At 59.4% G+C, this 13,253-nt stretch carries 12 protein-coding genes and 1 riboswitch; of the genes, 6 read left to right on the top strand and 6 right to left on the bottom strand.

Features of this window, described 5'->3' with window-relative positions; genetic code table 11:
• The first annotated feature begins 115 nt into the window (after positions 1–115).
• Positions 116–310: riboswitch (FMN riboswitch) on the top strand.
• An 85-nt stretch (positions 311–395) separates the two neighbouring features.
• The 4 genes from ACMX25_RS11395 (at position 396) to ACMX25_RS11380 (ending at position 3,383) form a co-directional block, all read left to right on the top strand.
• Complete coding sequence (locus tag ACMX25_RS11395) at positions 396–902, top strand: 6,7-dimethyl-8-ribityllumazine synthase (RefSeq protein ID WP_414949926.1); 507 nt, start codon at positions 396–398, stop codon at positions 900–902.
• A gap of 168 nt (positions 903–1,070) precedes the next feature.
• Positions 1,071–1,211: a YlcI/YnfO family protein gene (locus ACMX25_RS11390; protein ID WP_414949925.1), complete on the top strand. Its 141-nt coding sequence runs from the start codon at positions 1,071–1,073 to the stop codon at positions 1,209–1,211.
• A gap of 258 nt (positions 1,212–1,469) precedes the next feature.
• Positions 1,470–2,723, top strand: a complete 1,254-nt coding sequence (locus ACMX25_RS11385) for an MFS transporter (protein WP_414949924.1) — start codon at positions 1,470–1,472, stop codon at positions 2,721–2,723.
• A gap of 168 nt (positions 2,724–2,891) precedes the next feature.
• The gene (locus ACMX25_RS11380; RefSeq protein ID WP_414949923.1) at positions 2,892–3,383 is read left to right on the top strand and encodes a low affinity iron permease family protein; all 492 of its coding nucleotides are present in this window, start codon (positions 2,892–2,894) and stop codon (positions 3,381–3,383) included.
• 47 nt (positions 3,384–3,430) lie between these two features.
• On the opposite strand, the gene ACMX25_RS11375 is transcribed toward ACMX25_RS11380, so the two are convergent.
• Together ACMX25_RS11375 and ACMX25_RS11370 are read right to left on the bottom strand one after the other, a co-directional pair.
• Entirely contained in the window at positions 3,431–6,670 is a 3,240-nt protein-coding gene (locus ACMX25_RS11375) for a hybrid sensor histidine kinase/response regulator (RefSeq protein ID WP_414949922.1), read from the bottom strand.
• A gap of 237 nt (positions 6,671–6,907) precedes the next feature.
• Entirely contained in the window at positions 6,908–7,405 is a 498-nt protein-coding gene (locus ACMX25_RS11370) for a DUF421 domain-containing protein (RefSeq protein ID WP_414949921.1), read from the bottom strand.
• A 459-nt stretch (positions 7,406–7,864) separates the two neighbouring features.
• Between ACMX25_RS11370 and ACMX25_RS11365 the strand changes: the two genes are divergently transcribed.
• Entirely contained in the window at positions 7,865–8,089 is a 225-nt protein-coding gene (locus ACMX25_RS11365) for a DUF6723 family protein (protein WP_414949919.1), read from the top strand.
• A gap of 177 nt (positions 8,090–8,266) precedes the next feature.
• Here the strand turns inward: ACMX25_RS11365 and ACMX25_RS11360 are convergent, their stop codons facing one another.
• Positions 8,267–9,652, bottom strand: a complete 1,386-nt coding sequence (locus ACMX25_RS11360) for an aspartate aminotransferase family protein (RefSeq protein ID WP_414949918.1) — start codon at positions 9,650–9,652, stop codon at positions 8,267–8,269.
• Positions 9,653–9,717: 65 nt separating this feature from the next.
• Positions 9,718–11,196: an NAD-dependent succinate-semialdehyde dehydrogenase gene (locus ACMX25_RS11355; RefSeq protein ID WP_414949974.1), complete on the bottom strand. Its 1,479-nt coding sequence runs from the start codon at positions 11,194–11,196 to the stop codon at positions 9,718–9,720.
• Between the two features lie 290 nt (positions 11,197–11,486).
• On the opposite strand from ACMX25_RS11355, the gene ACMX25_RS11350 reads away from it, so the two are divergent.
• Positions 11,487–11,669 (top strand): hypothetical protein, encoded by a 183-nt coding sequence (locus ACMX25_RS11350; RefSeq protein ID WP_414949917.1) that lies wholly within the window; start codon positions 11,487–11,489, stop codon positions 11,667–11,669.
• Positions 11,670–11,737: 68 nt separating this feature from the next.
• On the opposite strand, the gene ACMX25_RS11345 is transcribed toward ACMX25_RS11350, so the two are convergent.
• On the bottom strand, positions 11,738–12,208 hold the full coding sequence (locus ACMX25_RS11345) for an Lrp/AsnC family transcriptional regulator (protein ID WP_414949915.1): 471 nt from the start codon (positions 12,206–12,208) through the stop codon (positions 11,738–11,740).
• Positions 12,209–12,210: 2 nt separating this feature from the next.
• Entirely contained in the window at positions 12,211–13,251 is a 1,041-nt protein-coding gene (gene doeB, locus ACMX25_RS11340) for a N(2)-acetyl-L-2,4-diaminobutanoate deacetylase DoeB (RefSeq protein WP_414949913.1), read from the bottom strand.
• Positions 13,252–13,253 lie beyond the last annotated feature (2 nt).

Below are 13,253 nucleotides of genomic sequence, written 5' to 3'. Positions count from 1 at the left end.
GAGTGCCCGTCGTGGGCATGATGGTTCGGAAGAAACCCCATTGCCGTCGTTGAATAGCTAGCTAAGTACGGCGTATTTTTAAAAATCGTGATAATTTACGTTCCGTTCACTAAGAACGAGTTCTCGGGGCGGGGTGAAACTCCCCACCGGCGGTAATCGCGTACAGCTTCTGCGCGTAGCCCGCGAGCGCTTTGTGTTTTGCCTTGAATCTTCCGTCCATTTTGCGTGAAGGCGTGGCGAAACGCGAAGGTCAGCAGACCCGGTTTGATTCCGGGGCCGACGGTCATAGTCCGGATGAAAGAGAACGGGATGGCATGTGTCCGCTCGCGCGAAAGCATTTGCGTTAGAGGAGACGTGCCGTCCTTCGCCCTGTTCACACAAACAGGCTTAAATTTATGACGCTCGCAACGACCCTCGAAAGTAATCCTGCCGTTAGCTCGGCAGCCAAGTCCCGTGCACGCATCGCGTTCATTCAATCGTGCTGGCATCGCGACATTGTCGACCAATGCAAAGCGTCCTTCCTTAGCGCCATCCAGGCCCAGGGATTCAGCCGCGATGACATCGATCTCTACGAAGTCGCCGGGGCTTTCGAAATCCCCCTGCATGCGAAGCTGCTCGCTCAACGCGGCGGTTACGCGGCTATTGTTGCAGCGGGTCTTGTGGTCGATGGCGGTATCTATCGGCACGAGTTCGTGGCGCAGGCTGTCATCAACGGCTTGATGCAAGTGCAACTGGAAACGGGCACGCCGGTCTTGTCCGCTGTACTGACGCCGCATCACTTTCACTCTGGCGAAGAACACACGAAGTTCTTCCACGAGCATTTCGTCGTGAAGGGCGTTGAGGCGGCTACTGCTTGCGCCGATACCATTCGTAAGATCGCAGCGCTGGCAAACGTCCGATGATGTAGGTCGGATGCAAACTCAAAAGCGCCACGCGGGGATGTCAGCCTGCGTGGCGCTTTTTGCAATGACAGCATGCTCGGGATGCGGAAGCTGCCTGATCCAGTGCTGCCTCTAATCGGATTTGCTTGCATTCATTTCCAAAACACATGACCCCATGGAGCGTGAATCATGAAAACAGCCACTTTCCCGTCTGTACGAGTCGAACCAGAATTGCGCGAGGCAGCCGAAAGCGTCTTGCAGGAAGGTGAGTCTCTCCGGTTTTGTCAAACAAGCGATTCGCGAGAAGATCCTGCGTCGCCAGCAGCATAGTGAGTTCGTTGCTCGAGGACTCGCGTCACGGGACGACGCTAAGCGCAGCGGCGACTACATGTCGGCCGAGGAAATGCTTTCTCGCCTGAGTAAACGGCTCGCGACAGTACGGCACCAGTTGGAAGACGACTACCACTGACCGTCCACGACGCAATCGTTAGCATTTGAACGTTGCCGAACGTAAGCGCAAGATCCGGGGCGTATCGTGCGTCCCTGCGCACCATGATGATTGGGCCACCTCCCAAGGAGTCCCACTTCATGCCTTCTTCGCAAAACGAGCTTAACAAGCGCGCTCTCCGCATTATCCTGCCGTCCGCATTCCATCGATTAGCCTGGTCGAATCTGCTGGCGCAGTCCGCCGAGCAGATCAGTCTTGCCGCCGCACCGCTAGTTGCAGTTTTCCTGCTAGGCGCAAGCGCCGCGCAAACCGGCTTGCTGCAAACCGCCCAGACATTACCCTTTCTGCTCCTCTCATTACCGATGGGCGTCTATGCCGACCGTCATTCCCGACGTGGACTGATGGCAAGCGCAGAAGCCGTTCGCGTGCTGGCAATGATTACGATCCTCCTGCTGATCGGAGCCCATCTCCTCACGTTGCCGATGCTTGCTGTCTGCGGTTTTATCGGCGCAGCGGGTACGGTCGCTTACAGCGTTGCAGCGCCTTCGCTCGTTCCCTCTCTCGTCCCGCGCGATGCACTGCCGGCAGCGAATGGCCGCATCGAGTTGGCCAGAAGCGTGGCGTATTCGGCCGGTCCCGCGATAGGCGGAGTGATCGTGGGCTCCGTGGGAGCGGGGTGGGCTTATGCATTAGCGACCATGCTGTCGGCGTTCGCCGTTGTGCTGTTACGCGCACTGCCGGTCTCGGCGCATCTGCCCAGAACCGGCAGGCATTTTCTCGCCGAGGTCCGCGAGGGCGCCGCGTTCGTATTCCGCGACCCGCTGCTACGTCCCATTCTCCTGACCGCAGTTTTCTTTAACCTGGGCTATTTCGTGTTGCAGGCAGTCTACGTGGCTTACGCGGCGCACCGCCTGCATATGTCGTCATGGGTGATTGGCGTGAGCCTGGCGGCCTATGGTGCGGGCATGGTGGCCGGCGCGCTGGCAGGACCCGAAGTGTCGAGGCGAATCTGCTTTGGACGGACACTCGTTATCGGCCCTATGTGCGGCTTCCTCGCATCTCTATTGATAAGCGCAACCTTGTTTTTTCCGCAAGTATGGATGGTCTGCGTGAGTTTCTTTTTGCTCGGTGCCGGTCCGGTGCTGTGGACGATTGGTTCAACCACGTTGCGTCAGGCAATCACGCCTCACGCCATGCTCGGCAGGGTGTCAGCCATCATGAGCACCGCAACTTATGGAGCGCGTCCTGTTGGTGCGTTGCTCGGCGCGGCGCTTGCAACGCAGACCGGCGTAGGCGCATGCCTGCTGATGTCGACCGTCGCTTTTGCAATCCAGTTAGGCGTTATCGTGGTCTCGCCGGTCTCTCAACTGGCCGCGCTGCCTGAAGGCGCTTAAAGGTGCCAGAGGGGAGCCTGAGGGTGCCTGAAAGCGCCTCGTCATGATTGCGCCGACTTGAGGTCATGCGACCCAACTCGCAAGACGGCACTCCTCACGCAGCGCTTATCCGGAATGATTTTTGCTGATGCTTCGATGGACACGAAGCACAGACAACAGGAGAAAGCGATGCGAAAGGAAACTTCGCACCCAGGCCCGCAATTGCAATCGTCAACGGACGCGCTGGGCACTGTCCCTGACACATCGAGTCCCGCTTACGCGACCCGTCACCCCGTTACCCGCGCCTTCGATATCTTCGCGAGCGCCGTGACCCGCTGGACCGGCTCTCCCGTGGCGTTCGGCCTTGCGGTTATCAGCGTTGTGATCTGGGCAGTGACCGGGCCGATTTTCCACTACTCGGAGAACTGGCAACTGGTGATCAATACCGGGACGACCATCGTCACGTTCATCATGGTGTTCCTGATCCAGCAAGGCCAGAACAAAGACAGCGTGGCGCTTCACCTGAAACTCAATGAGCTGCTTGCGTCTCACCGGTCTGCGGACAATCATCTGATCGGGATTGAGGATGCGTCTGAAGAAGAGCTTCGGCGACTGGCTGGTGCTTACCTGCGGAAAGCGGCAGGAGCCGATGAGGCACCTGCCGCCAACGCACCCTCCTAAGCTTGCTTATAGCAAGGGAAAGCAAGGGGGAAAATGTCCTCCTGCGGTCATTGCATCTGCCGCAAGAGCGCAGCGATGCTCGCGGTGTCGTAGGGTTTTCGCAAGACAAAGTATCCGGACACGTTTGAAACGTGATCGTGGCCGGTTGCAAATATGACAGTCAGGTCACCGCGCAAAACCCGGGCTTGTATAGCGAGTTCTTCGCCCGACATACCGGGCAAGCCAACGTCCGTGATGAGCAAATCCACCGCCTCTTTCTGAATCAGTGCCAAAGCCGTTTGTGCGTTGGCAGCCTCGTGGACTACATGCCCCAGCCTCATGAGCAACTCGCTCGTATTGGAGCGGATCAGGTCATCGTCTTCAACGAACAAGATGCTTAGCGAGCGTCCCGAAGGCACACTTAGCGTGGCCGCTGTCGGTACGCTCGAAGGCGCCGCCACCACCTTGAGTGCGGCACGCTGGGTTTGATTTGCCAGAACATGCCGGATCTTTCTCGCAAGCGCCTCCCGCGTGTAGGGCTTGCCGAGCAGTTCAACGCCGGCATCCAGCCGGCCGCCATGGACAATCGCATTTTCCGTATAGCCGGACGTAAACAGTACCGCGATGCCGGGAATGAGTTGCCGCGCGCGGCGAGCCAATTCGGGACTTCGCAGGGGACCCGGCATGACAACGTCGGTAAACAACAGATCGATTGGCGCGCCGCTTTCGATGATCGCAAGCGCGCTGCTGGCATCGCTCGCCTTGAGCACGCGATAGCCCAGTTCGGACAACATCTCCACGACCGTCACCCGGACTTGTTCATCGTCTTCAGCCACCAGGATCGTCTCGGCGCCGCCCAGAACCGGCGTGCTTTCCAGCACCGCCCCGAGATCTTCCTTGTCGTGGGTTCGCGGCAAATACAATTTCACTGTCGTGCCGTGGCCCGGTTCGCTGTAGATCTTCACGTGTCCACCGGACTGCTTAACGAATCCGTAAACCATGGAGAGTCCCAGGCCCGAGCCCTTGCCTTCCGGCTTGGTGGAGAAGAACGGCTCATAGGCCTGGGCCAGTACTTCAGGTGTCATCCCGCAGCCGGTGTCCGTCACCGCGAGCATCACGTATTGTCCGGGGGTCACTTCGGCATGATCAAGTGCATAGCGGTCGTCGAGGAACGCGTTGCCTACTTCCAGGGTCAGCTTGCCCGCGTTGTCCATGGCATCGCGCGCGTTGATGGCGAGATTGAGGACTGCGTTTTCAACTTGGGTGGGATCGACGAATGTGTTCCACAGGCCGGCGGAAACAACGATCTCGATCTCGATAGCTTCGCCCAGACTGCGCCGCAACATGTCCTCCATGCCGGTGATAAGCCGTCCGATCCTGATCGTCTTCGGCTCGAGCGCTTGCCGGCGGCCGAAGGCCAGCAACTGGCTCGCCAGCTTCGCGCCGCGGCTCACGCCGGCAAGCGCATTTGCCACGCGCCGCTCTGCCCGCTCGCTGCCCGCCACGTCCGACGCAAGCAGTTGCAAGTTGCCTGAAATGACCTGCAGCAGGTTATTGAAATCGTGCGCGACGCCGCCGGTGAGCTTGCCGATGGTCTCCATTTTTTGCGCCTGCTGGAGCGCGAGTTCGGTTCGCCGCAGCGCGTCTGCGGCTTCACGATCCGCAGTAATGTCGCGGCCCACGGCATGGATGAAACGGTCATCGGGCACGGCCGTCCACGACAGCGTGACATACGTCCCATCCTGCCGCTGATAGCGGTTCACAAACTTGAACGTGCGGATACCCCCGCTGAGTTCGCCCAATTCGGCGAGCGTCGAGACCCGGTCATCGGGATGCACGAACTCAAGCAGCGAATGGCCGATAAGCGTCTTCTCATCCCAGCCGAGGATCTGTTGCCAGGCCGGATTCACCGCCACGATATTCGATTGGAAATCGGCGACCAGCATCAGGTCGGTAGAAAGCCGCCACATGCGGTCCCGGTCGGCAACACTTTCCGCCACCTGCTGTTCCAGGGTCTTGTTCAGGCGCTCAAGAGCGCGTGCTGCGGACTTCTGGTCTTCGATGTCGGTGTTCGTTCCGATCCATCGAATAATGCGCTGGACGTTGTCGCGAATAGGCAGCGCCCGGGCGATATGCCAGCGGTATACGCCATCGGCTCGTCGAATCCGGAACTCGCATTCGTAAGTCGTGCCCGATGCCACTGCGTCCACCCACTGTCCAATGGTGGCCGGCAGGTCATCGTGATGAATGATGTTGCCCCACGCCTGACCGTCCAGCGTGGCCTGCGCCGCACCGCTGTACTCGTAGACCCGGTCGTTGAACCAGTCGAGCTGACCGTTGGGGTCCGCCGACCAGACATGGTTCGGCATGGCCTGGGCGAAGGTGCGGAATTTCTGCTCGCTTTCATGAACCGCGCGCTCCGCCACGAGGCGATCCGTCACGTCGGTTCCCTGAATGAAGATGCCGATCACGGCGCCGGCTTCGTTGCGCACAGGCTGATAAACGAAGTCGACGTAGCGCTGCTGCGCAGGGGCGCCAGGAAGCCGGTTGAGCACGATGGACTGCGCGCTGCCCGAGACGGGCATTCCAGAGGCGTAGACCCGGTCCAGGATCTCTACAAACCCTTGCCCGCGCAGTTCGGGTAATCCCTCCTGCACCGGCTTGCCCAGGATCGTGCGGTCGCCGACCAGTTGCGTGAAGGAGGCGTTCGTCAGTTCGATGACGTGGTCGGGACCGGTCAGCATGGCCATGAACCCGGGCGCCTGTTCGAACATCCGCCGCAATCGTTCGCGCTCGCCGCTCAGCCAGCGCTCCGCGCGCACCTTCGCGGTGGTCTCCACGACGATCGCGATGACCGCGACCGGCACGCCCCGTTCGTCGCGAATGGGCGAATAGTCCAGGTTCATCCACACTTGCTCGCCGCGTCCGTGCCGGTGCAGCGTGAGTTCCTGGTCTTCGTATCGCAGCGTCCGGCCGGCTAACCCGACCTTCATCACGTTGTCGTTGAAGTCCGCGATCTCCGACCACCCTTCCCGTACCTTGGAGCCGAGAAGCTGAGGATGGCGGCCGCCCGCGAAAACGGAATAGGCGTCGTTGTAGAGCATGACGCCATCGACACCCCAGAGCGTCACGATGGGAACAGGCGACTGCAAAATCAGGGCGATGGTGCCGGTCAGCGTGGTCGACCAGCCTTCGATCGGTCCCAATGGCGAAGTGGACCAGTCTCTTGAAGCGATGATCCTGGCGACCTCGCCGCCGCCCTCCAGGAAGGCGTGGCCCAGGCCATTGGTCGGTTGTCTTTCGTTCATGTGCGGGGGTCGATAAGCAACGTCTGACCGTACGACGCTCGTCAGCGTTGCAGAGTTCTAAACGTCTATAGATAGGCGCTTATTTTACCTTCCAAAATCCCGCTGGCAGGACGTCATCAACGTTTCCAGCGCAAACTTTTCAAGCGCACCTGTCGGGGACATTTCTTGCTAGCTCTGATCTCTTGGCCCCGCTTTCCTCGCTCCTGGCCCGCGTAAGGCCGGGTTTCGCGGAGGTACCTAGCGGGTGTCCTTGTCACGAATCAGGCTGATCTCTCCGTTGCGCTCGAGTGTTGCCGCGCGGATCCCGGAAAGGTCGTTGGCGCCTAGTTGCTGCCGCGCTGTTTCGAGCAGGTCGGTGCGCGTGATGAGGGCAGCGGACATCTGCTTCTCGTCGAAGCGTCCGTCGCGATACAACTCCCGCTCGGTCCCGCCCACCAGCCGCTCCAGCATCGGTGAATGCAGGCAGCCCCATGCAAGCACCCGGTGCAGCAACACAATCACGAAGGAGGCGACCACCGTGGGGACTGCGGGCGAAGCACCAACGATCACGCGGCTCAGCGTCGCGCCAAGAAGAATGGCAACGACATAGTCGAACGGAGAGCGCTGACCGAAAGAACGTCGGCCGGAGATTCGGATACAGACCAGCGCGCCGATGAAGACCGCGACCGCGCGAGCGGCCATCTGCAGCGAGTCGAGGTCTTGGCCGGTGCCGAACACTGCGATAAAGGCGTCCATGTGCTTTCCTTTTCTTATCAATGAGCATGGCTTCACGTGGGCCGAAACGCGTTCAAGTTGCGCGCATGCTGACACGTGTCCGCCCGGCTTGACGATGACTGTTCCTCGATCCTCACGCCAGGCACCACGCCACATTCGTCCACATGGCGTGGATTCTGGACAAGCAAAGAACTTGGGGCGTGCTGCATTGCGCCACCGGAAAGCGCTTTGTGCTGGTTCTGCTTTCCTTCGCAAGAAGCGTACTGCGCGAGCGGACCAAGAATTGCTAAACGTTGAGTGCTGTGAAATTTAAGTGAACGTCGTGATGTTCAGCACCCGGAAAAATCGACCGCTTCAGCGCTTGACTGGACGCACGCCACGCCTTTACACGGGCACGATTGAAACACGTACAAAGCCATGAAAAAACCGAAACTTGTCTTATCCATGACCCAGCTGCAAAGCCGGGGATCGCCCGGAAGCATGAGCCCCGAGGACTTCGCGGTGTATGCGTCGTATCAGATCAATGCCGGCGGATTGTTCGTAGGAACACTAAAGGTTGTTAGAAAAACCGACGGCCGCATGTTGTTCCCTTTTCAGGGATCTCCGGTGCTGGGGCCGTATCCCTCGCGGGAAGCCGCGCGCGAGGCGGCAGTCACGCATGGCGAACAGATTGTCGCCAGTGATATTGCGAACCCGGAGGATTGAGAGGAAAGGGCGTCGCGGCGTTATGTGGATGTTCGGTTGAAATCGAGCATGGCTTGGCTGCGCTGAACCGTGTTGTGCCGAGCTGGTCTGATGCAGCAAAAAAAACCGCCGGCACGAAGCCGGCGGCAAGATTTATCGATACTTGTGGAACCGGTTTGCGTGGGTTTGGCGTTAGTGTCAGGCAATCGTCTGCGTGGCGACTTCATCCACGGCTTCGCGCACGATACCGACGATCTCGTCCACGTCTGCCCGCGTGGTCACGAGCGGTGGCGCGAAACCGAGAATATCGCCGTGCGGCATGGCCCGCGCAATTACTCCACGACGCAACGCAGCCGCCGACACCTTCGGTCCAACTTTCAGCGCGGCATCGAAGGGCTTGCGTCCTGCCTTGTCCGCCATGAATTCAAGCGCGGCCAGCATGCCGGTCTGACGGACTTCACCCACTAGCGGATGCTGGTCGAATGCAGCATGCAACTGCGCGCCAAGATAAGCGCCCACATCGGCCGCCTTTTGCGTCAGGTTCTCGCGCTCGAGGATATTCAGGTTGGCGATAGCAGCAGCCGCGCAAATGGGGTGGCCCGAATAGGTCCAGCCGTGTCCCATGGGACCATGTTCCTGAGAGCCCTTCTCGATCACGTCCCACACCCGCTCGCCCACGATCACGCCCGACAGCGGCGCATAGGCGCTCGTTAGACCCTTCGCGACGGTGATCAGGTCGGGTTGCATGCCGTAGTGCTGCGCGCCCATTTTCGAGCCGAGGCGGCCGAAGCCGCATACCACTTCGTCGGAGATCAGCAGGATGTCGTGCTTCTTCAGGACCTGCTGGATCGCGGCCCAATAGCCCTCCGGCGGAGCAATGATGCCGCCCGTTCCCATTACCGGTTCGCCGATGAAAGCCGCGATGGTGTCGGCGCCTTCGCGCGCGATCAGCTTCTCGAGTTCTTCCACGCAATAGGCGACAAACTGCGTTTCGTTCATGCCGTCCGGCGCCTTCCGGTACCAGTGCGGACAGACCGTATGCTTCACGCGATCGATCGGTAAATCGAAATGCTGATGAAAGCTCGGCAGGCCGGTCAGGCTACCCGTCACGATGCCCGAACCGTGATAACCGCGATCGCGGGAAATGATCTTCTTCTTGTTCGGACGGCCCAGCACATTGTTGTAATACCAGACGATCTTGATCTGCGTTTCGTTCGCGTCCGAACCGGACATGCCGTAATAAACCTTCTTCATCCCTGCTGGCGACCAGTCGATAATCCGCGACGACAGCTCAATGATGGTGTCGGTGGAATGGCCCACGTACGTGTGGTAATACGCCAGCTTCTTGGCTTGCTCGTAGATCGCATCGGCCACTTCGGTGCGGCCATAGCCAATGTTCACGCAGTACAGGCCTGCGAAGGCGTCTATATAGCTTTTGCCCTCGTGATCCTCGATGCGAATACCCTTTGCTCCACGAATGATCTTGCCCGGAAGAGCGCCGCTCGCGTGATCGTGCGCGTGGGTCGACGGGTGCATGAAGTGTGCGCGGTCTTCGCTGAACTGTTGCTCGAGTTGTGGTGTCATGAGTTGCTCCTTGGATTGCTGTGATTCGGGTTGTTCGTGTGGTTCGTGTAACTTGCGCGATGCCGTTAAGCCGTGACGCTCAGCGGCAGGCCGAGGTTGCCGAGGCAAAAATATTTGGTTTCGACGAACGGTTCGAAACCTTCCGATCCCCCTTCACGGCCGAGGCCCGACGCCTTCATGCCGCCGAACGGGATGGCGGCACCCGTGAACTTGACGCCGTTGACCGAGATCATCGCGAAGTCGAGCCGGCGTACCAGTTGGAAGATCGTGTCCATGCGCGTGGCACAGACGTAGGCAGCCAGCCCGTGCTCCGTATCGTTGGCTTTGGACACCACTTCATCCAGCGTGTTGAACGGCGATATTGCCGATGTCGGTGCGAAGTTTTCTTCATCGTAGATACGCATGCCGGGTGCTGCGTCCGCCACCACGGTCGGCTCGAAGAACCATCCGCCAAGCGCATGTGCTTGCCCGCCTGCGGTAATGCGCGCGCCCTTCGCCTGGGCGTCGGCGACGCGGGCGGCGGTGGTATCGAAGGCAGCCTGATGCATAAGGGGCCCCACCTCCACGCCTGCCTCGAAGGCTGGTCCAACTTTCAGCGCGCGCACTGCTTCGCTGTATTGCTGGACAAACTGTTCATACAAAGGCGCGGCCACGAAGATGCGATTTGCGGCGCAGCAATCCTGTCCTGACGTCTGGAACTTCGCGCCAATTGCTACCTTGACGGTTTGATCGAGATCAGCGTCTTCCGTCACGATGAACGGTGCGTTGCCGCCCAGTTCCAGCGCCAATTTCTTGATGTCAGACTCGGCAGCCGCGCGCGCGACGAGGCCGCCTACCCGAGTAGACCCTGTGAAGCTGACTGCCCGCACGCGCACGTCGCGTACCAGTGTTTCCATGGCCATTTGCGGTTCGCCCAGCACCACGTTGAACACGCCTGCGGGAAAACCTGCCTCTTCCGCGAGTTGCGCCAGCGCGAGTGCTGAGAAAGGTGTTTCGTGCGCGGGCTTGACGATGGCCGTACACCCTGCGGCAAGTGCGGCAGCCGCTTTACGCGTGATCATTGCGACCGGAAAATTCCACGGCGTGATCAGCGCGGCGACGCCGACGGGCTCCAAGACGGTGCCTAGGTGAGCGCCATTGATGTGCGTTGGAATGGTGCGGCCGCAGAGGCGTTTTGCGTCGTTGGCGTACCACTCGATGAAGCTTGCTGCGTAGGCAATCTCGCCCTTTGATTCGGCTAGAGGTTTGCCTTGTTCCAGCGACAGGATGCCGGCGAGGTCGTGTTGATGGCGCAGGATCAGTTCGTGCCAGCGGAGCAGGATTGCGCTGCGGCGATCTTGCGGGACCCATCGCCAGGACTCGAATGCGCGGTGCGCGGCGCCGATTGCAGCTTCAATTTGCGCGCGGTCTAGCAAGGGCACGTGACCGATTACTTCTTGGTCGGCGGGATTTTGCACGGCGATGGATGCGGCGCTGTCGCTATGAATCCATCGGCCATCTACATAGCAAAGTGATTTAAAGAGGACGGGATGACCCAGCAACATGAGTGTCTCCTGATTGCGCTGTATGACGTCCATTTTCGCCCTCGTGGCCATGCGATTTTTTCGATCTAAACCGTTATGCGTGGTGTTTTTTCTGTGTTGCGGGTTGTTTCCGCGAGATATTTTGGTGAACCGGGGATTGATGTTGAGTGGGTTTCTGCTCAACGACCCTACCAACGAATGAAGTGCTAGCCCGAGAGCGTACGGGGCGAAGCGTTTTACTGTCAGGATTCGCGAGAAGGAGGGCTTCACACATCCTAAGCTCTGGCGAGCACCGTGCTTTTGGGGCACCAATGAATCAAAACTGCACGCTGTGGACACTTAGGGTAGAGCTGTTGAAAGCGTTTTCTTTGCTTCGTTTCTTTTTCGCTTTGGAAAAAGAAATGACGCGCCGCCACGCGCAGTGGCTAATAGTGATAAAGAAAACAGCCAACATAAAACCCGCGAAGACCTGGAAAGCAGCAACCCGGCAATGACGCAAAACCGCTACCTTCAAAACCGCCCGCGTCAACCAGCCGCAAGCGAAAACAACCTTGTAAATCTTCTACTCCCAATCGGGAATACCATCCGCCATCCCCTTAACGACCTTAGTAACGATATAAGTGAAATACCGCTCAATCCCGACGTCATCCATCAGCAGAGAATCGATAAACCGCTGGTAGTGATCGATATCCCGCGATACGACATGCATCACATAGTCCACGCCGCCGCCAGTTGCATAGCACTGAACAACCTCGGGCGCTGCCACCACACGCTCCTCGAAGCGCCGCATGTCATGCGCAGTGTGCTTCGCTAAAGTCACCTCCACCACAATCCGGCTAGCGCTAATAACGCCTACCCAATCGAGCTCCGCCCGATAACCTTTAATGACGCCGCTCTCCTCCAACTTCCGCACCCGTTCCCAAGCAGGCGAAATCGACAAATTCACCTCCTCGGCGAGCCGCGATTTCGTAATACGCCCATCGCGGGCCAAGATGCGCAAGATGGCGATGTCGTAGCGGTCGAGTTTGATCACGATCAGATGACCACGGGAATATGGCCTTCGATCACATCGGCGACGACTGCGACCGTATCGCCGATCTGCACTAGCCCTGGGAAATGCCGCGCCGCCAGCAAGCCGCTGCGCCGCGCCACATATTCAACCGCCGGCGTGCCGGTCCGCGTGGCGTCGTAGACGCGGGCCAGCACGTCGCCCGCCTCAACAAAGTCGCCTAAATGACGGCACATTTCGAGCAAGCCGCTGTGTTCGCTGGTGGTGTAGCAAGTGCCATCCGGCATGTCCAGCAGCGTCGTCGAGCGGTTGTTGCCGCGCTGGTCGTCGCGTGGCGAGATCCCTTCCCGGTCGATCACACCCGCATGTGCGAGAAAACCATACACACCGCGCTCGGCAATCGCCACACTTGCAGCCGTTGCAGTTCCCCCGCCGCCCAACTCAGTGGAAATGAACACCTTCCCTGCTTCTTCAACCGCGGTGTCGAACAGCCCAACGCTATCGAGTTCGAGCATGCGCATGGAGTAAGGCGCGCCGAACGCACGCATTGCGGCTTCGCAGCGCGCCTGTTGCTGGGCATCGGACAGGACATGAATGGCGGCAAACGGCAGGAAATCCAGCGTGCGGCCACCCGCGTGGATATCGAGTACATAGTCGGAGATGGGCAGCAAATGCCGCTGGAAATAATCCGCTATTTTTTCGGTGACCGTGCCATCCGCCTTGCCGGGAAAACTCCGGTTGAGGTTGCCGGAATCCACCGACGACGTGCGCGTGCCTGCCTTGAATGCCGGATAGTTCATGAAGGGCACGACAATCACGCGCCCGGTGACATCGCTTGCCTTGAGCGTTGAAGCAAGCTTGGACAGCGCGATGGGTCCTTCGTATTCGTCGCCATGATTGCCACCCGTCAGGAGCACGGTCGGACCTTCGCCGCGCTGAATCACGGTGATGGGAATCATGATGGCGCCCCACGCTGAATCATCGCGGGAATACGGCAGCTTGAGGAACCCGTGCTGCTCGCCCTCGGCTGCCAGATCCACCGTCGGCGTAATGGGTGACGCACGCATTG

The organism is Caballeronia eucalypticola, from assembly GCF_047608185.1.
GTDB lineage: Bacteria > Pseudomonadota > Gammaproteobacteria > Burkholderiales > Burkholderiaceae > Caballeronia.
Note: the sequence above shows the minus strand (reverse complement) of the source record. Positions and strands in the feature narration are given on the sequence as shown.